A 16,974-nucleotide genomic window follows, 5' to 3' on the forward strand; every position below is an offset into this window, starting at 1 on the left:
ATTTATGACCAATACTCTCGCCAAACTGGTGGGCTCTCGCATCTGCCATGACTTAAGTAGCCCAATTGGCGCAATCAACAATGGTGTGGAACTGTTGAGCCTGAGCAATGGTTCGACAACGGATGAAATCGAACTGATTGGACAAAGTGCAGAAGCAGCTAGTGCGCGCATCATGTTTTTTCGAATTGCATATGGTGGTGCACAAGATGGGCAAATCGCTCGCGCTAGCGAAATTACAAACATCTTGGAGCAGATGTCTAAGAGCGGGAAATACACTTATGTCTGGAATAGCCGCGACGCAGTTGTGCGATTGGACACTCAAGCCGCTTTCTTAGCGATCCAATGCCTGGAAACGTGCCTCACGACTGGTGGAGAGATAGTTATTGAAGAGCAGGACGGCTCATGGTCCCTTTCAGCAAAGGGCAAAAATATCCGGCTTAACAAAACGCTCTGGGCGTCCTTGGCTGATCCTTCTCTGAGCGAGGATGTGACGTCTGCAGAAGTGCAGTTTGCGCTCCTGCCCTTAGCGCTTTCCGAGATGGGGCGGAGCTTAAGCTACGATGCGAGCCCCAACCAATTCTCGATCAGTTATTAGGCACGCGTGGTACCGTCGCCAGTCACCAGATACTTAAAACTGGTCAGCTGAACCGCGCCGACAGGCCCGCGTGCGTGTAGTTTGCCGGTTGCGATGCCGATCTCTGCCCCCATGCCAAACTCGCCGCCATCCGCGAACTGGGTGGAGGCGTTGCGCATCAGGATCGCGCTCTCGAGGTTTCGGAAGAATATGTCTGCCACAGTATCGTCTTCGGTCATAATCGCGTCGGTGTGGTTAGAGCCAAATTCACGGATATGAGCGACGGCGGCGGCCACGCCATCGACGATTTTGGCCGCAATGATCATATCGAGGAATTCATGCCCAAAATCATCGGCTTGCGCCTCGACCGTGCCGTCGATTTGAGCGGCGCCAGACGCGCGAACTTCGACACCAGCGGCGATTAGGTCACGGATCAAAATGTCACCGTGATGATCCCAGAAATCTTGATCGATCAACAAGCACTCCGCCGACCCACAAATACCTGTTCGACGTGTTTTGGCGTTCAAAACAACCTGACGGGTCTTTTCGAGATCAGCCGTTGCATCCACATAGATGTGGCAGATGCCTTCAAGGTGCGCGAAGACAGGAACTCTCGCTTCCTTTTGGACTAATCCGACAAGACCCTTGCCCCCGCGAGGAACAATTACGTCAATATAGTCAGTAGCTTGCAGCATGTCTTTAACAGCTTGCCGGTCGCGCGTTGGCACCAGTTGGACCGCAGCTTCGGGCAAACCAGCGGCGCGAAGTCCTTCGACCATGCAATCATGGATCACTGTAGAGGAATGAAAGCTCTCTGATCCACCACGGAGAATAACCGCGTTCCCGGATTTAAGGCATAAAGCACCCGCATCGGCAGTGACATTCGGACGGCTTTCATAGATGACGCCGATCACGCCAATTGGCGTTCGAACGCGCTGGATATGTAACCCAGTCGGTTGCGTCCATTCATCCGTAACCGCGCCAATTGGATCGTCTTGCGCAGCGACGTTGCGCAAACCGTCTACGATGCCCTGAATGCGGGTTTCATCAAGCATCAGACGATCCATCATCGCTTCGCTGAGGCCCTTCCCGCGCCCGAACTCGAGGTCTTTTCCATTAGCCTCGATGATTTCGCCCCGACGCACCCAAACGGCATCTGCAGCAGCATTCAACGCGGCTGTCTTTGCCTCTGCGCTGGCTGTGGCCAATTCCCGCGCCGCGGCCTTCGCTGCAGCGCCAAGCCTATTCATCAGATCAGGTGTCATATCGGTCATTGTACTGTCCTGTCATTCAAAGCCATGTCATCGCGATGGATCAAAGCAGCGCGGCCTTCATAGCCCAAAATCGCTTCGATCTCATTAGATCTATGGCCCTTGATTAGTGCAACCTCTTCGGCGGTATATCGAGAAAGCCCCACACCGAGAATATCCCCGTTAGAAGAGACGATTTCAACCGGATCACCGCGCCCGTAGCCATCCGTGGTGTACGTAACACCGGCAGGAAGAAGGCTCTTGCCTCCTAGAAGGGCTTTGACGGCGCCAGAATCCAATGTGACGGTGCCTTGAGGTTTCATTGCGGAAATCCAGCGCTTTCGGGCCGCTTGCGGAGATAGCGCGGCAGAAAACCAAGTCGCCCTAGCAGCTTCTTCTAGTTTGCTCAAAGGGTTAAGGGGCGACCCTAATGTAATGGCCATCGCACAGCCTGCATCCGTCGCCACGCGTGCGGCTAGAATTTTGGTCTTCATACCACCTTTGGAGAGGCCGGACCCTGCATCTCCAGCCATGGCCATGATCGAGGCATCGATGGCTTCAACGGTCGGAATATGCGTTGCTTCGGCATCCTCGATCGGATTGGCCGTATAGAGCCCATCAACGTCAGACAGCAGAACCAATTGGTCCGCACCGACCGTAACAGCCACCTGTGCGGCCAATCGATCGTTATCGCCATAGCGGATCTCATCAGTGGCGATAGTGTCGTTCTCATTGACGATTGGCGTAACGCCGAGCCCCAAAAGAGTTTCCATGGTCGCGCGAGAGTTGAGATATCGCCGCCTATTGGCGCTGTCTTCGAGCGTTACAAGGATTTGGGCGGTTTTAATGCCAAATGGTTCCAACGCCTCTTCGTAAGCACGGGCCAAACGAATTTGGCCAACTGCAGCGGCGGCTTGGGATTGCTCCAAGGACAATTCGTCTGATGGCAGGCCTAAAACACCACGGCCCAGAGCAATGGAGCCGGACGAAACCACAATGACGTCTGTCCCACGCACCCGAATGGCTGCGATGTCTTCGGCTAATGACTTCAGCCAATCCTCTCGAAGGTTGCCTGTTTCTCGATCCACCAGAAGGGCCGAGCCGATTTTGACAACCAGACGCTTGGCGTCGCTCAAGGTTGCCATGGTTCATCCTCGCTCGGGTCTTCTAAGGCCTTCTTTTCCCGTAGACGGTTGTCATCAATCTCCGAACGTAGGGCTCGCAAAACATCCTGCGTGCCTTCGGTCGATGCGCCCGACATCAGCTTCAAAGACACGCCAGTTTCGTTTTCGATCTCTTCTTTGAGAAAGGCGCGTTCCTCTGCATCAAGCGCGTCGATCTTGTTCAAAACCGTCACGCGGGGTTTGTCGGCCAAACCACCGCCATACGCCTCAAGCTCTTGTATTATGGTGCGGTAGTCGCCCACTGGATCGCCGGATGTCCCGTCGATCAAATGCAAGAGAACCGCGCAGCGTTCGACATGGCCAAGGAACAAAACACCAAGGCCCCGCCCCTCGGATGCGCCATCAATCAATCCCGGAATATCCGCCACGACAAATTCCACGTTATCGACACCAACGACGCCTAAGTTCGGAACCAATGTGGTAAAGGGATAATCTGCGATCTTGGGTCGCGCATTTGAGGTCGCCGCCAAGAACGTCGATTTCCCGGCGTTTGGCAGTCCAAGCAGCCCAACATCCGCAATCAACTTCAAGCGCAACCAAATCGTCCGCTCAATGCCTTCCTGCCCCGGATTGGCCCGACGCGGTGCTTGGTTCGTCGCCGATTTGAAGTGCAGGTTGCCCCAGCCGCCATTGCCGCCCTTGGCGATTACAAACCGCTGGCCCACTTCGGTCATATCGACCAAAACAGTTTCCTCATCTTCGTCGAGGATTTCGGTACCCACAGGCAGCCGCAGAATGATGTCATCACCGCTCTTACCGGTTCGCTGACTTCCCATCCCATGCTGACCGTTTTTGGCAAAGAAATGCTGTTGGTAGCGGAAGTCGATCAAGGTGTTCAGCCCGTCGACAGCTTCAGCAATCACCGACCCACCGTTGCCACCGTCGCCGCCGTCGGGGCCACCGTATTCAATGTACTTTTCACGCCGGAACGAAATACATCCCGCACCCCCGCCGCCGGAGCGGATGTAGACTTTTGCAAGATCGAGGAACTTCATAGCGTGGCTTTCTGGCGTTTGCTTCGCACTAGTCTATTGCGCTTGGCTTCTCAAGGTCTGCCAACGGTCGCGGGTTAGCGTCATTCGCTGGATCACAACTGTTTTCTCGGTGGAAAGCTGGACTGCTTCTTCCTGATGCGTGTCTTCAAAACCGGCTTTCAGCAACACAGCACGGGACGGCTCATTTCCTAAGAAATGGCCTGAAACGAGTTCGCTATAGGGGCCTTCAAAATGATGATCGCAGGCCATAGCTACAGCGCGCGACATGGTCCCTTTGCCGTGATGATCTGGATGCAACCAATATCCAAGATCCGGCTTAACGGAGATGACGCCGATAAGGCCGCTCCCCCAGTCAATGCCCCAAAACGGCTCACCTTTGGCATTTGCGATTTCGTCAATGAAATAAATCGCGTTTTCATAGCCAAAGGGAAATGGTGCGCTGGTTAGCCATCGTGTGACGCGCCATTGAGATAAAGCGGACACAATCGCATCCGCATCACCGCGAACAATCGGACGAAGGGTCAGACCATCTTGATGGAGTTCAGAAACTACACTTCGGTTTTCAGCGTATACGTCCATGTTGGCACCACCGCATTTCGGGCGACCGAGAAAGCCTCGGCATCGCCTAAATAATCAAATCCACAATTCGTCAGAACACGAGCCGAGCCCGGGTTGTCCTGAAAGGCTTCAGCGAAATAGTGATCCGCCTTATGAGGATTGGCTGCGAGCACAGTTTTCACAGCTTCGGTGGCAAACCCTACGTTCCAAAACGCAGGTGCGATCCAATAGAAAACCTCTGATTGGTTGCGGTCCATACGCGTGAGGCTGATAAGCCCAAGCACCTCCGCATGGCCAGAGGCCGTTCCATCCAATGCCCAGATGTCTTCTGGTACATCCGGATCATTCGCGCGGGCGATCTGCGCCTCAACGGTACCCGGCGGCAATGGATGCGGGATGGAGCGTGTTCCGCGCGCCAGTTTCTCATCGGAGGAGTACATGGTGATCAAACCAGTGTCTGACGCCTTGAGCGGGCGCAGCACAAAACGCTCAGCATTAATCGTTGCTTGAGGGTTTGTTACGGTTTCATGCATCATCTGTATTTCCTCCTCGAAATACGCGTGCGGCCAATTCACATATGAGTATGGCCAAAAAAAGAAAAAGGGGCCGGTTTTCACCGACCCCTAAAATTCTCGTTACCTTGGATCGGTTATTCGGCGGCCTCCGCCATCGGCAGGACGGAAATAAATGTTCGGCCTTTGAGTCCTTTGTGGAACTTCACTTGGCCTTCGGCAGTTGCAAAGATTGTGTGATCTTTACCCATGCCAACACCCGCGCCTGGCCACATTTTTGTGCCGCGCTGACGGATGATGATGTTGCCTGGGATGACAACTTCGCCACCAAATTTCTTCACACCAAGACGGCGACCAGCTGAGTCGCGTCCGTTACGGGAGCTACCACCTGCTTTTTTATGTGCCATGTGTCTCTCTCCTTAGCCTTTAGCCAGTTCTTTGGCCTGTTCGATCCAACCTTCACGCTCGATCCGGCCTTTGAATGACAGTTTCTCGTCCATAGCAGCTACATCGTCCGCCGTCCAATCCGCAATCTGAGCGAATGTGGTAACGCCTGCTGCGTGTAGTTTCTTCTCAAGCGCTGGTCCGACACCGGACAGTTGCTTCAGATCGTCACCACCTGCCGCTGCTTTCGCTTCAGCCTTTGGTGCTGCTTCTTTCTTAGGAGGCGCTTTCTTTGCTGCTGCCTTTTTCGGAGCCGCCGCAACCGCAACTCCTGCACCGTTTACAGCCGCCATAACACCGGACTTGTCAGCGCCTTTTTCAAGGATGTCGCCGATGCGAACCAATGTCAGCTGCTGACGGTGGCCTTTCTTCCGTGCGGAAGAGTGCTTCCGGCGACGCTTGACGAAGTTGATCGTCTTTGGGCCTTTGATCTGATCGATGACTTCAGCCTGAACGCCCGCGCCTTCTACGAAGGGGGTGCCGACTGTGCTGCCAACCATCAGAATGTCGTTGAATTGTACCTTGTCACCAGCAGATGCTGCCAGCTTTTCGACACGGAGTACGTCGCCTGAAGCAACTTTGTACTGCTTGCCGCCGGTTTTGAGAACCGCAAACATATCGTCTTCCTTAGTTTCCGCGTCAATCAGGCCCCCGTTTGGGTGTTGAATACCTGCCAACTGCGCGCCTTTCGGCGTAGAATCAAAAAACACCGCACGAACGCGTCGTACGGATGGCGGCTTATCGGTCTATGACGGGTTCAAGTCAAGCCCTTTTCGGAAAGGCTTTCTTGGGCAATCGAATTGAGAACAGCCCCTACCCGACCGCCTTTTCCATAACAATGAAAGTGTCCTTCGCATACCCATCGTGAGCGCCTGTTCGTACCTCCTGAAAACCAACTTTTGCAAAGGCTCGGTGGACTTCTTTCAACTCGATCCGAGACTCTAACTGAATGGTGTTCAATCTAAGCTCTCGAGCGACGTCTTCGGCTCGGTTTACAAGTTCTTCGAGCAGACCCTGCCCCCGATAGGCCGGTTCGATCGCGACTTTACCTAGGTGGAGGTGGTCGGAAACTGGTGTCAGAACCATGCAGGCGCATATCGGGTCGCCAGCGACCCAAACGTCGGTCTGCGTCAAACCCTCAACGGTTAGACGATACATCGACGACGGTGGGTCGATCCGATCATCCATATAGGCAAATTGCCGTTGGATTAGATCAAGTACGGCAGGAAGCTCATCTTGGGCCGCACGCCGAATGTCCTTTGGCACAGTTAAAGCTCTTGCTGGCCCATGTACTTACTCGTCGCCAATCCCAGATCACGAGAGATACGCTCCAACATCCCATCAAATGCTTCGAACAATGCACCGTTCAATTCCTGCCCGGCATCCGTCTTTGAGAATTCGATATATTGCCGCAGATCGCTATCGTTCAATGGCTGGTACGCCAACAAAAGGAATGAAAAAGCCCATTCTGTCGTGTTTTGGCGAATGTCCGGCTCTTGGTTCCAAACATCATTCAGAATTTGTTCTTCGGTCAAATCATCACCGAACGCACCGCCGTCAAGTAGGCCAGTATAGAATGCGAAATTCGAATTTAGAGCGCCGACAACATTCGACTCAATAACGTTGTTCACATCGACGAATTCTTCAACCTGCAAGAACCGATCTGTTTCATCTTGCATGGCAATGGCAGCGTTTTCTTCGGCCAGTTGTTCGACTTGTTCGTCCTTCAGCGCTCGACGGGCGGAGATTTCCAATTGGACAATCTCTTGGCCAAGTTCGGATTGGAAAAACGCAAGCATGCTATCAACATCGTCACCTTCTAACGCAGCACTGAAAGCATCCTTTATCTCCCCCTCCATCTTGTCCGCATTGTAGATTACGTTCACAACGCCATCCCAGTCGGCAATGGTCCGACCTGGAAAGAAATCATCGGCGAGGTCGGAGCCGTAAGTTAGACCCTCTTCCCGCATCAACGTAATCACTTCAGGTAGAAGCAGTGTTTCATACAGCGTCTCGGCTTTGTTGGTCTGCGCGACCGCAGCAATCGGCATGGTTGCCAAAGCCAATGCAAAAGTTCCGGCGCCTGCAATTTTCAACATCATCCTACCTCTCTGTTCTTTGACAAACTTAAGGGTTCATGAGGAAAATTCAAAGAAAGCTTATAGTCAGGCTCTTATACTCTCCGCACTAATTGCCAGACTTTCGGCCACGTCAAAGAAGCGCAAGGTGACATGAGGTGAGTTCAAAAGATCCAAAGTTCTCTCAGATTGTCCGTTTCCTCTAGGAACATTAGAGCGACGCTTGATTAGGTTTCAGGTGATCGCAGCCTGTCAAATGATCAGTATGAGCTAGAAATTTACCATTCCTGGCCGAAACAATTTCAGTCGTAGTTACCTGTTTGACAAAACCTACGCTTAGTGACGGCTGCGCCTTTGGATCGACCGATGCGGCTTTCCTAGACACGCCCCAGGGATTGCTTATGCATAGTTCCATGTCGCTAATCGATGATCTTGAGCTCATAGAACGAACTATTCTGCCGACCGATCCGAGCTTCAACGCGGTAGATAAGGCAGAACTGAACTCTCAAATTCTCGAAGCCCGAATGTTTGCGGTAGCGAACCAAAGGGACGACTTCTTGTTGTCGGTTATGCGCCTGATGGCATTACCAAGGAATGGTCATACGCGCCTCATTCCCAATCAATCCATTTCTGCGCTGCCCCTCAGGTTTGCAACCGTCGGTAACTCCGTCAGACTAATGCAGGCCCCACCTTGCTTTTATCCAGCCATCGGGGGTGAACTGATTTCGATAAATGGTGTGGGCATCGACGATCTCGAGCGCCTCTCCACGCCATTCCTCGCGGGAATGAGCCAACGAAAGCGCGTTATTAGACCAATACTCTTTGTGTGGCCAAGCGCGTTGGTTCGCTTAGGGGTGAATTTGAGAGGTGATACACTTGAATATCAAATGCGCGATGTGAAAGGAATGTGTTTCAGTATCTCGTTGGACTCTTCGAAAGCCGTCTGCTCAACCGATTTTTACCCATCAAACGAACATGGGAAAACCGATGCATCTTGGAGTCCTTGCTCCTTAATGAAGATTAAGTCTTTCGATCCAGTGGGGTTACTTATCGTCCTACCAAGTTTTTTTGATCCCATAGGTACTGACTTAGCGGATGCAATTTCCGAAGCAGCAGGATGTATTGCGTCGTCACCAGAGACACACTTGGTAATCGATATTAGAGGCAATACCGGGGGAAACTTCCTTCAAACCTTACCTCTGATCGATGCAATAGTGGCCGGAGCCAAGTGGCGGCAAGTCAGAGTTCTCGTCGACAAATTCACTTTCTCCGCAGCGATCGTTTTCGTCGCTATCTTGAAACACCGGCTAGGCGCCAGATTGAAACTCATCGGAGAAGAGATGGGTGACGGACTAAAGTTCCATGCCGAAGGAAGCACTCTAAGGCTACCGTTCAGTGGAGCCGCTGTTCGCTATTCAACGGCACTTCATGACTGGGAAGAAGGTCGCGTCGATCACACAACGCCGCCCGAAATCGCCAACGTAATTGTGCCGGTTGGAACGCTAGAAATAGACAGAATCTGGACTGAAAACTCTGACGATGATGAGGCTCGAGATAGTCTCTGTAGAGATATTCTAAGAGATTTGAACTCTTGAGATAAACCTAACAAACCCAGCGCTTGGCTATTATTTTTTGGCTACGACTGATCAACATTGGTAATGAGCGCATCATCAGACCGTTCTCTAGGGACAAGAAGAAACTCTGTTTCAACTTTGATTGTTGGAAATCTTGCGTCGCATCATTGTTTGATAAAATCGCGGTGAGGCGCGCATGAGCAGGGAAGCAATGCGCGCAACTCTTCCGACCGGAATGAACGCCTTTGTTCGCTTAAGCCCGCGCAAGATCACATCGGCGGCACTTTCTGGCGACATATAGTCGATGCCGTCTGCGGCTGAACCAGGACGAACGATCCCGTCTTCGCTTCGGTCGTCGTTGCCGATGTTGGTGGCGATAAAACTCGGTGCAGCGATAAGACAGGAAACGCCAAATGGCGCTTCTTCTGAGCGCAACGAAGCAAAGAAGCCTTGCATGGCATGTTTTGATGCCGCGTAGGCTGTTCGATGGTGAAGCGGAGCAAACCCAGCGACCGATGAAATCGCAAGATGCGTGCCTTTGCTGTCGCGGACGGGCTGAACAAAAGCGCGCGCCATATCAACGGCGGCAAAGTAGTTGATGTCGAACACTCGGCGATGGCTTTCCATAGATGTATCTTCAAACGGTCCAATCTGCGAGACACCTGCATTGTAGATGACTAAATCTATAGAAGAGCGCATCGCGACAATTTCACCGCAAGCCGCCTGTAACGCGGCGCTGTCTGTCAGATCAATCGCAATAGGTGTGCGACTAACCGTCTTTTGAAGCCCCGAAATGTTCACATCCAACAAAACACAATGCCACCCTTCGGCCTCAAGTCGAGCGGCCAAGGCACGACCCAAACCGCCGTTCCCACCTGAAATGACAGCCGTCTTCATAGCCAGGCCTCACGTTTCCAAAGATCAAATACCTCGGCGGAGGTTCGGTTCGGCGTATACCCAAATTCCGTTTTTAGACGCTCATTCGAAAGAACCGGACGGAACTGAAGGAACCGCACTTGCTCCGGCCCGTATTGAGAAAGGCCCAAGGGGGATGCCACCGCCAAGGCAGATTTTAAGAGCCAGGCTGGAAGCCGCAGAACTTTTTTACCAAGCGCTTGCGCAAGATCATCGACCGTAAGCCATCCATCTCCTGCAACATTGAAAATCCCGGCTGGACTTTCGGTGGCGGCGCGTTTGACGATCTCGGCGAGGTCGTTGGTCCAGATAAATACAAAGGGGCTTTCGCTGCCTCTTACCGCTAATAGCCGTTTTTTCTTAAAGAGCGCTGTGATTTGGTTGTCTGTGCCTTCGCCCAGAACCGTTCCAACCCGCAAAATGACCTGTTCCAGTTCAGGGTGATTATCCCGTGCACGGGCGAGTATTTCTTCGACCTGCCGTTTGTGGTCGGCATAGGCGAATTCTGGATTGCCGCGGCATGGGGCATCTTCCGTCAGCGGGATGGGGTTGTCTTCATGATACCCATATGCCGCACCGGAACTTGTGACGACCAATCGCCGAACACCATGTTTGACACAGGCGTCTAGCACGTTTCTTGTTCCCGTCACGTCAACGGCAAACGCCTGATCTCGCGTCATTCCCGGCGGGGGGGTTACTATAGACGCCAAATGGATGACGACTTCAGGCTTTTCTTCCGCAATGACGACTTCCGGATCGGTACCGGTTACATCCAACCGTCGAAATTTGGGACCTAGTGGTGGGTCGGTATCAGCGAGATCCGTAACGATGACGTTCTCCCCGAACAGTTTCTTCGACACCGCGCGACCGACCATACCCGCGCCGCCTGTCATCAGAATACGGGTCATACGGCGGCCTCCGTCCGGGCCATGAACGCTGCGAGCGTCAATCCTGCGATTGCATGCCAGATACCCCAGAAAGCAGCGACGACAGCCATGCCCCCTAGTCCACCAAAAAAACCAAAGATGAGAACAAGGCCCAAGCCAGAGTTTTGGATGCCTGTTTCGATAGTGACAGCCCGACGATCATAGGGGGACAGCCCTGCTAGGGTTGCAATGGTGTATCCCCCGCCAAAACCAAGCGCATTGTGCACGATGACGAGCCCAGCAATGCCTCCTGCGAAGGCCAAAAAATGCGTCCAGTTCGCCGCTAGAGCGAGGATAATGAAGGCCACGAAGATGCCCATGGACAACCACTGCAGGGGCCTGCGAATTCTCTGTGTCACATCTGGGCGCTTTGCGTTCAATGTGACACCCAGGATCAAAGGCAGGACCAACATCAGGCTCACAGTGATAGCTATGCTAATCGGGTCGATCGAAGTCGCTTTCAGGATTTCTGCGGAGGGTCCATAAAGGCCACCCCAAAACGCGATGTTGATTGGGGTTAAGACAATAGCACCCACCGTCGCAAAACCGGTCATCGACACTGAAAGTGCGGCGTTTCCGCCTGCCCGATGAGTGATAAAATTCGAGATATTTCCTCCAGGGCAAGCCGCGACAAGAATCAGGCCGAGAGCGACCGAGGCTTGCGGTTGGGCAACCAGCACCAGAAGATAGGTCAGAAATGGCAGTACTAGAAACTGTGATGCCAAACCGACGAGCACGGGTTTGGGGGCTTTGGCGAGAGATTTGAAATCGCGAGTGGAAAGATCAATCGCGATCGAGAACATCACAATTGCCAAAATTCCATTGAGCAGTGTTAGGGATCCTCGCGAAAAGTTAAGGAGGGTTTCGTCCATCATGCAATCGACCCTTTCAACTTACCGATCCAGTTTGTCACAGCCTTTCGATAAGTTGCTTTGTCGACGTAATACGCCATGCGCGGAAGATCGATATAGTTCATCCCACCAGTTGCACGGTCAAAGTCGCCAGATTTGGTCGCTTGTAGCTCGGCCGCATCTTTGGAGCCATCGTTTAGGCCCTTAATGTATCGGACCACCATCTCAGCCTGTTCATGCCGACCTTGCCAACCTAGGCCCGAAGCTTCGATCATTCCCAGAACAAAGAGATCGTCGCGCTGAGGATGGAAACAGTTCAAGTAAAGGTACGGGGCATCGCCGTTCCAATTCAATAAGGCGCTGTCGATGAAAGGATAGTCAAGTTTATACCCCGTTGCTGCGAGGATCATGTCGTATTCCGCGCTGGTTCCGTCTTTGAAATGAACCATCCTGCCGTCAAACCTTTCGACGTCAGGTTTAACCTCTAAATCACCGTGACCCGCGTGATAAAGGACCAGCGAATTCACAATTGGATGGCTTTCGTAAAGTTTGTAATCCGGTTTCGGAAAGCCATATTTCTGTGGATTACCGACGAACCAACGTAAAATAGTTCCGTCGACGATACGTTTAAGACGCATCGGGAGTTTGATCGCTCCGCCCATTGTATCGGCGGGTTTGCCAAAAACATATTTTGGTACGAAGTAATACCCCCGCCGCATTGAGAGATCACAAGATGTGCCGTGATGAATGGCGTCGACAGCAATGTCACAACCGGAATTGCCAGCGCCAATGACAAGAACGCGTTTCCCGTCAAACTGTGAAGCGTAGCGGTATTCCGACGAGTGAATGAGTTCCCCGTCAAAATCACCTTTGAATTCTGGCAGATTTGGCGTGCTCAATGTTCCGTTGGCGATCAGCACCCCAGAAAACTCTTCGGTATATTCACCATCCGCATCTTTCCACTTGACCGTCCAGCCTTCCCCTGTTCCGCCCAATGGCGTGCACGAGAGAACTGTCGCGCCAAAGTGATAACGGCGCTCTAGGTCGAAATTTTTCGCAAACTCTTGGAAGTATTCTTTGAGGTCGCGGTGTGAAGGGTACTCAGCCACTTCATCACGCATCGGAAAGTCAGCAAATTCGGTCATCCGCTTTGACGAAATCAGATGCGCAGACTCGTACATAGTGGAGCGTGGACCATCGATGTCCCAGAGCCCCCCGACGCCCGAATGCATTTCGAAACCCTGAAACTCTATTCCATGCTCAACGAGCAACTTTGCCGTCGCAAGGCCCATTGGCCCCGCTCCAATCAGAGCAAACCGTTCACGTGTGACGCTCATCCGTGCCTCCCTTTTCACAATTAGATTGAACAAGTGTTCATTCTAAGGCAAGGTATAAGAATGAGCAATTCGCAAGCCACTGGAAAGATAAGGAAAAGAGCACTCTCCGAACGTGCCAAGCAGACCCGAGAGAGGGTGTTTGACGCAGCGGAAACCATCTTTGCCACCCGTGGATTCGATGGAGCAACGATTCGAGACATAGCTGCCGCCGCTGGTGAACCGGTCGGAACAATTCACCATCATGGAGGTGGAAAAGAGGCCTTGTTCAACACCGTTGTCGCGCGCCGTGCAGAAACGTTGTCACAGGCGCGCCTTGCGGCGTTGGAAGCAGCTGGGGCTAGCAAACCTATGGATTTGCGGTCAGTTTTGAGCGCTTTCATTCGACCGCTCTTTGATCTGGTCGAGGAAGATCCACGCTGGCAGAACTATGCAAAATTGGTCGCTTTCGTTTCCGTCGATGATCGATGGACAGAGATTGCCGCCCAACATTTTGACCCGACCGCGCAAAAGTTCATGGAAGAACTTCAGTGTCTCCTACCAAAATTGTCGCGTCAAAGAATCGCTGAAGGGTTTGTCTTCACTGTAAGTGCAATGCTGGCCTTGGTGACGTCAGAACGAAGGATATCAGCGTTGGGGGAAGGTACTAGTCATACCGCGAGCGTCGATCATTTAGTTACGTTCTGCGCGGCAGGATTCGGCGATTAGAACTTCAATTGGTAGGATCAATAAGCGACTTCGCTGAAGCTGCAAATCGAACTTATTCCTTAGCCTCTAGGTTAGAGCCCCACCCCAGCGTACGTTACACCGCTTAGCTCAGCCACTTCGCGTTTCTAGCTTGTGATGTCCCTAACGTCAAAATCTGAAAGGCTGTCATGGCCACAAGCGCGAGCAAGCACCTGCATCAATTCAACAGAAGCGCCAAAGTAGCGCGCAAGTTTCTCGGCACCGATTTGTACGTCGAGCCGTTTACGTAACTCTGGCTTCTGCGTCGCCACGCCAACTGGGCAATTGTTCGAATTGCACATCCGCGCTGCGATGCAGCCAACGGCCTGCATGGCTGAGTTCGACACAGCGACAGCATCCGCGCCCAGTGCCATGGCCTTCGCGAAATCCTCAGCAACGCGCAGCCCGCCGGTGATCACCAGCGTAACTTCTCGGCCGGTTTTGGCGTCGAGATGACGCCGCGCCCGGCCAAGAGCGGGAATGGTGGGAATTGAGATATGGTCGCGGAAGACTAGCGGGGCCGCTCCGGTCCCGCCGCCGCGCCCGTCCAAAATGATGTAATCGGCACTTGCTTCCAGCGCGAAATCGATATCGTCTTCGATGTGGTTTGCAGACAGCTTGAATCCGATTGGAATCCCGCCTGACCGCTCACGTACTTCATCGGCAATGCGTTTGAAATCAGCGGCGGAGTGAAGTTCGGGGAAAGTTGCTGGCGAGATCGCGGATTGACCCGGTTCCAGACCACGTACTTCTGCGATCTTGCCCTGAACTTTGTCACCGGGCAGATGGCGGACCAGAACAGATCGCGCCAAGTGCCATCACCAACATAGATGCCAAGATTGCGGAGCTTTTGGGCGTAGGCGTCCACGCGATTGAGCTGAACGATATGGCGTCACATCCAGTGAGCCATGACCTCTATATCTCGGTCACGCTGATCGGTAACTCTAGCACGCAGCCAGCGCTGATTCGGGTGACGCAGGACCAAGAAGTTAGCTTAGTTGATTTGGCCGCGCTCGACTTCCAAATGCAGGCGCTCACCGAGTTCCCAGAAAGCGAGACGACGTTTGGGGTGCGCGGCATGGGGCCAGTGCCCCATTTGGAACGAGACGTGGCAAAGGGGGACATCCCGCTTAGCTCGCTCGCCATCATGGATATTGAATTCTATGACGGGGAGTTATTCGTCGCCGGCGTAGCTCATGACAACTTCCTCTCTTCACTGCGTCGAATTGCTTACCCTTTTGACGGCACGCAGGGCGTGACCAATGTCGAGATGTATCACATCGCGCATGACCAGTACGAAAGCCGCGCGCCGATCCGGGCCATGTCCGTGCAAGAGATCGACGGCAAACCACAACTAGTAGCGGCGTACACATGTAGCCCGATCGTTCTGGTGCCGCTGGAAGATATCCAAGATGGCGCAAAGATTTCGGCCAACACCATCATGGACTACGGCAATGGCCAACCGCTCGACATGATCCCATTTGAGATGCAGGGACAATCGATGTTGTTTGTCACCAACGACAGCCGGTCCCCTCAGGTCATTCCGGTGGCCGGACTGCAAGATGCAGAGGTCGTGGATCACACCGATTTCGAGCGAGGCGGCAAACTCGACCTGCATCCGGTGATGCCTTTTGGCCCCGTTGGTGAAGCGGTGATGTTTGACGGCATGTCGATGCATATGACGCTTGTCGGTGACGGTATGCTGGCCTCCATCACACGTGATCTTTACACCGGCGATCTGAACCTCGACACCAATCCGACGTTCTTCCCCAATCGCATTCACAACATGCGCGCGGAATTCGACTTCCCACAGTATGCGCCTGATCCAACTCGGCTGCAGTGATGATTGATATGAAGATCAAAACGGGGATCGCCACGCTTGTGGCGGTCCTTATGACCGCGTTAGCTCCTATGACGTTTGCACAAGACCTAACCGTTCCCCAAAGCGCCACAGATCCATTGGTTCTGAAAATCGGAGAAGGCACGCCCGATCCTGATATGCTTGAGGTGTTTGTGGCCGATGCAGACACCGCTATCGCTGGCCGCTATTTTGTGAACGAAACGTCGCTGACTTTCGTTCCTGCCTTTGGCTTTGAAGCTGGGCAAACATACGTTGCAAAAATAGGTAACGACGGCGACGTGCAAGAGGTTCCATTTTCTCTTGCCGCAGCGGTTGCAACTCAGCCCGCTAAGGTGACAGCGGCTTATCCTAGCGGCGATGTGCTCCCCGAAAATACGCTGCGCTTTTACTTACACTTCTCCGTTCCAATGCAGCCTCAGGTCGCTTTTGACTACATCCGTTTGGTTGACGAAGCAGGCGTTGTAGACGCCGCCGCATTCATGCAGTTCAAACAAGAATTGTGGAACGAAGATAGGACACGTTTGACACTCTTGATCGACCCGGGCCGCATCAAACGCGAAGTCTCGACCAATGTTGCGCTTGGCCCGGCCTTGCTCGAAGGGAGGCGATACACACTTGAAGTAAACAGTGGCTGGTATTCTGCCGACGGACTATCCGTGCTGCCCGGCTTTGCTAAAACGTTCAATGTGACCTCGGACCTTCGCACGCGCCCTGACCTTTCCTTATGGAGCGCAAATGCACCTTGCACCGGAACGCGCGATCCCCTGATTGTAACATTGGACCGTCCTTTCGACCGCCACTTGCTGCAGCGAGCCCTGCGCGTTGAAACAAAGACGAACACCGAAATAAAGGGCCACTTTGAAGTCGAAAACATGGAGCAGCAAGTCAGCTTCACGCCGCTCGCTCCTTGGCCGGTTGAAGAGCTAGAACTGTTGGCGGACCCAACGCTAGAGGATGTGGCGGGAAACAACTTTCAGGATTTGCTCGATCACGTTGCCGGATCGCAGGATCACAGTCCTCCGACGATTATCCTCTCTATTAGTCCCGTCGAATGCGCGAACTAGTGTGGTCCGCTCGCCTACGAAATATCAATGTGCAGCATAAGGTCTCAGTCGCGATCTGACCCAGACAAGTGACAATTCGTTCAGGTCTTGAGATCGAAATAAAATTGAATTCACCTAGAACTTCGAAT

18 protein-coding genes and 1 pseudogene are annotated in these 16,974 nt (G+C 53.0%); 5 read left to right on the forward strand and 14 right to left on the reverse strand.

From position 1 onward, the window contains the following. The first annotated feature begins 4 nt into the window (after positions 1-4). Complete coding sequence (locus tag BUA85_RS03575; protein ID WP_072899373.1) at positions 5-595, forward strand: histidine phosphotransferase family protein; 591 nt, start codon at positions 5-7, stop codon at positions 593-595. Here the strand turns inward: BUA85_RS03575 and BUA85_RS03580 are convergent. The 9 genes from BUA85_RS03580 to BUA85_RS03620 form a co-directional block, all read right to left on the reverse strand. Then, complete coding sequence (locus BUA85_RS03580; RefSeq protein ID WP_072899375.1) at positions 592-1,848, reverse strand: glutamate-5-semialdehyde dehydrogenase; 1,257 nt, start codon at positions 1,846-1,848, stop codon at positions 592-594. The genes BUA85_RS03575 and BUA85_RS03580 overlap by 4 nt on opposite strands. Then, the gene (proB, locus tag BUA85_RS03585; RefSeq protein WP_072899377.1) at positions 1,845-2,969 is read right to left on the reverse strand and encodes a glutamate 5-kinase; all 1,125 of its coding nucleotides are present in this window, start codon (positions 2,967-2,969) and stop codon (positions 1,845-1,847) included. The genes BUA85_RS03580 and proB overlap by 4 nt, the downstream gene beginning before the upstream one ends. Further along, complete coding sequence (obgE, locus tag BUA85_RS03590) at positions 2,957-4,003, reverse strand: GTPase ObgE (RefSeq protein ID WP_072899378.1); 1,047 nt, start codon at positions 4,001-4,003, stop codon at positions 2,957-2,959. The genes proB and obgE overlap by 13 nt, the downstream gene beginning before the upstream one ends. 33 nt (positions 4,004-4,036) lie before the next feature. Then, a complete protein-coding gene (locus BUA85_RS03595) occupies positions 4,037-4,582 on the reverse strand; it encodes a GNAT family N-acetyltransferase (RefSeq protein WP_072899380.1) in 546 nt (181 codons plus the stop codon). Then, entirely contained in the window at positions 4,552-5,097 is a 546-nt protein-coding gene (locus BUA85_RS03600; RefSeq protein ID WP_110559047.1) for a GNAT family N-acetyltransferase, read from the reverse strand. The genes BUA85_RS03595 and BUA85_RS03600 overlap by 31 nt, the downstream gene beginning before the upstream one ends. Positions 5,098-5,210: 113 nt before the next feature. Then, complete coding sequence (rpmA, locus tag BUA85_RS03605) at positions 5,211-5,480, reverse strand: 50S ribosomal protein L27 (protein WP_072899382.1); 270 nt, start codon at positions 5,478-5,480, stop codon at positions 5,211-5,213. A 12-nt stretch (positions 5,481-5,492) separates the two neighbouring features. Next, positions 5,493-6,134, reverse strand: coding sequence for a 50S ribosomal protein L21 (locus BUA85_RS03610; protein WP_072900397.1), 642 nt, complete (start codon positions 6,132-6,134; stop codon positions 5,493-5,495). A 196-nt stretch (positions 6,135-6,330) separates the two neighbouring features. Next, complete coding sequence (locus tag BUA85_RS03615) at positions 6,331-6,783, reverse strand: GNAT family N-acetyltransferase (RefSeq protein ID WP_072899384.1); 453 nt, start codon at positions 6,781-6,783, stop codon at positions 6,331-6,333. 2 nt (positions 6,784-6,785) lie between these two features. Next, positions 6,786-7,619, reverse strand: coding sequence for a DUF2059 domain-containing protein (locus tag BUA85_RS03620; RefSeq protein WP_072899386.1), 834 nt, complete (start codon positions 7,617-7,619; stop codon positions 6,786-6,788). Positions 7,620-8,008: 389 nt separating this feature from the next. Here BUA85_RS03620 and BUA85_RS03625 point away from each other — a divergent pair, with 389 nt between their 5' ends. Continuing rightward, positions 8,009-9,190: a S41 family peptidase gene (locus BUA85_RS03625; RefSeq protein ID WP_072900398.1), complete on the forward strand. Its 1,182-nt coding sequence runs from the start codon at positions 8,009-8,011 to the stop codon at positions 9,188-9,190. A gap of 111 nt (positions 9,191-9,301) precedes the next feature. Here BUA85_RS03625 and BUA85_RS03630 read toward each other — a convergent pair whose 3' ends face one another. Genes BUA85_RS03630 through BUA85_RS03645 form a run of 4 tightly spaced genes read right to left on the reverse strand, consistent with a single transcriptional unit; the run spans position 9,302 to position 13,198 of the window. Beyond that, complete coding sequence (locus BUA85_RS03630) at positions 9,302-10,066, reverse strand: SDR family NAD(P)-dependent oxidoreductase (RefSeq protein WP_072899389.1); 765 nt, start codon at positions 10,064-10,066, stop codon at positions 9,302-9,304. Continuing rightward, the gene (locus tag BUA85_RS03635) at positions 10,063-10,992 is read right to left on the reverse strand and encodes an SDR family oxidoreductase (RefSeq protein WP_072899391.1); all 930 of its coding nucleotides are present in this window, start codon (positions 10,990-10,992) and stop codon (positions 10,063-10,065) included. The genes BUA85_RS03630 and BUA85_RS03635 overlap by 4 nt, the downstream gene beginning before the upstream one ends. Continuing rightward, positions 10,989-11,885 (reverse strand): bile acid:sodium symporter family protein, encoded by an 897-nt coding sequence (locus BUA85_RS03640; RefSeq protein WP_072899393.1) that lies wholly within the window; start codon positions 11,883-11,885, stop codon positions 10,989-10,991. The genes BUA85_RS03635 and BUA85_RS03640 overlap by 4 nt, the downstream gene beginning before the upstream one ends. Then, positions 11,882-13,198 carry a flavin-containing monooxygenase gene (locus tag BUA85_RS03645; RefSeq protein ID WP_072899395.1) on the reverse strand — a complete coding sequence of 439 codons (1,317 nt, stop codon included), beginning with the start codon at positions 13,196-13,198 and terminating at the stop codon, positions 11,882-11,884. The genes BUA85_RS03640 and BUA85_RS03645 overlap by 4 nt, the downstream gene beginning before the upstream one ends. Positions 13,199-13,258: 60 nt before the next feature. On the opposite strand from BUA85_RS03645, the gene BUA85_RS03650 reads away from it, so the two are divergent. Beyond that, a complete protein-coding gene (locus tag BUA85_RS03650) occupies positions 13,259-13,903 on the forward strand; it encodes a TetR/AcrR family transcriptional regulator (RefSeq protein ID WP_072899397.1) in 645 nt (214 codons plus the stop codon). A gap of 125 nt (positions 13,904-14,028) precedes the next feature. On the opposite strand, the pseudogene BUA85_RS03655 reads toward BUA85_RS03650, so the two are convergent. Next, positions 14,029-14,709 (reverse strand): annotated as a pseudogene (locus tag BUA85_RS03655) (FMN-binding glutamate synthase family protein); the annotation flags it as partial. 98 nt (positions 14,710-14,807) lie between these two features. Here BUA85_RS03655 and BUA85_RS03660 point away from each other — a divergent pair. Both BUA85_RS03660 and BUA85_RS03665 read left to right on the forward strand, forming a co-directional pair. Then, positions 14,808-15,764, forward strand: a complete 957-nt coding sequence (locus BUA85_RS03660; RefSeq protein WP_072899399.1) for a hypothetical protein — start codon at positions 14,808-14,810, stop codon at positions 15,762-15,764. Positions 15,765-15,772: 8 nt separating this feature from the next. After that, positions 15,773-16,846 carry a hypothetical protein gene (locus BUA85_RS03665; protein WP_131802758.1) on the forward strand — a complete coding sequence of 358 codons (1,074 nt, stop codon included), beginning with the start codon at positions 15,773-15,775 and terminating at the stop codon, positions 16,844-16,846. Positions 16,847-16,974: the final 128 nt, after the last annotated feature.

Source organism: Cognatiyoonia sediminum (assembly GCF_900129845.1).
GTDB lineage: Bacteria > Pseudomonadota > Alphaproteobacteria > Rhodobacterales > Rhodobacteraceae > Cognatiyoonia > Cognatiyoonia sediminum.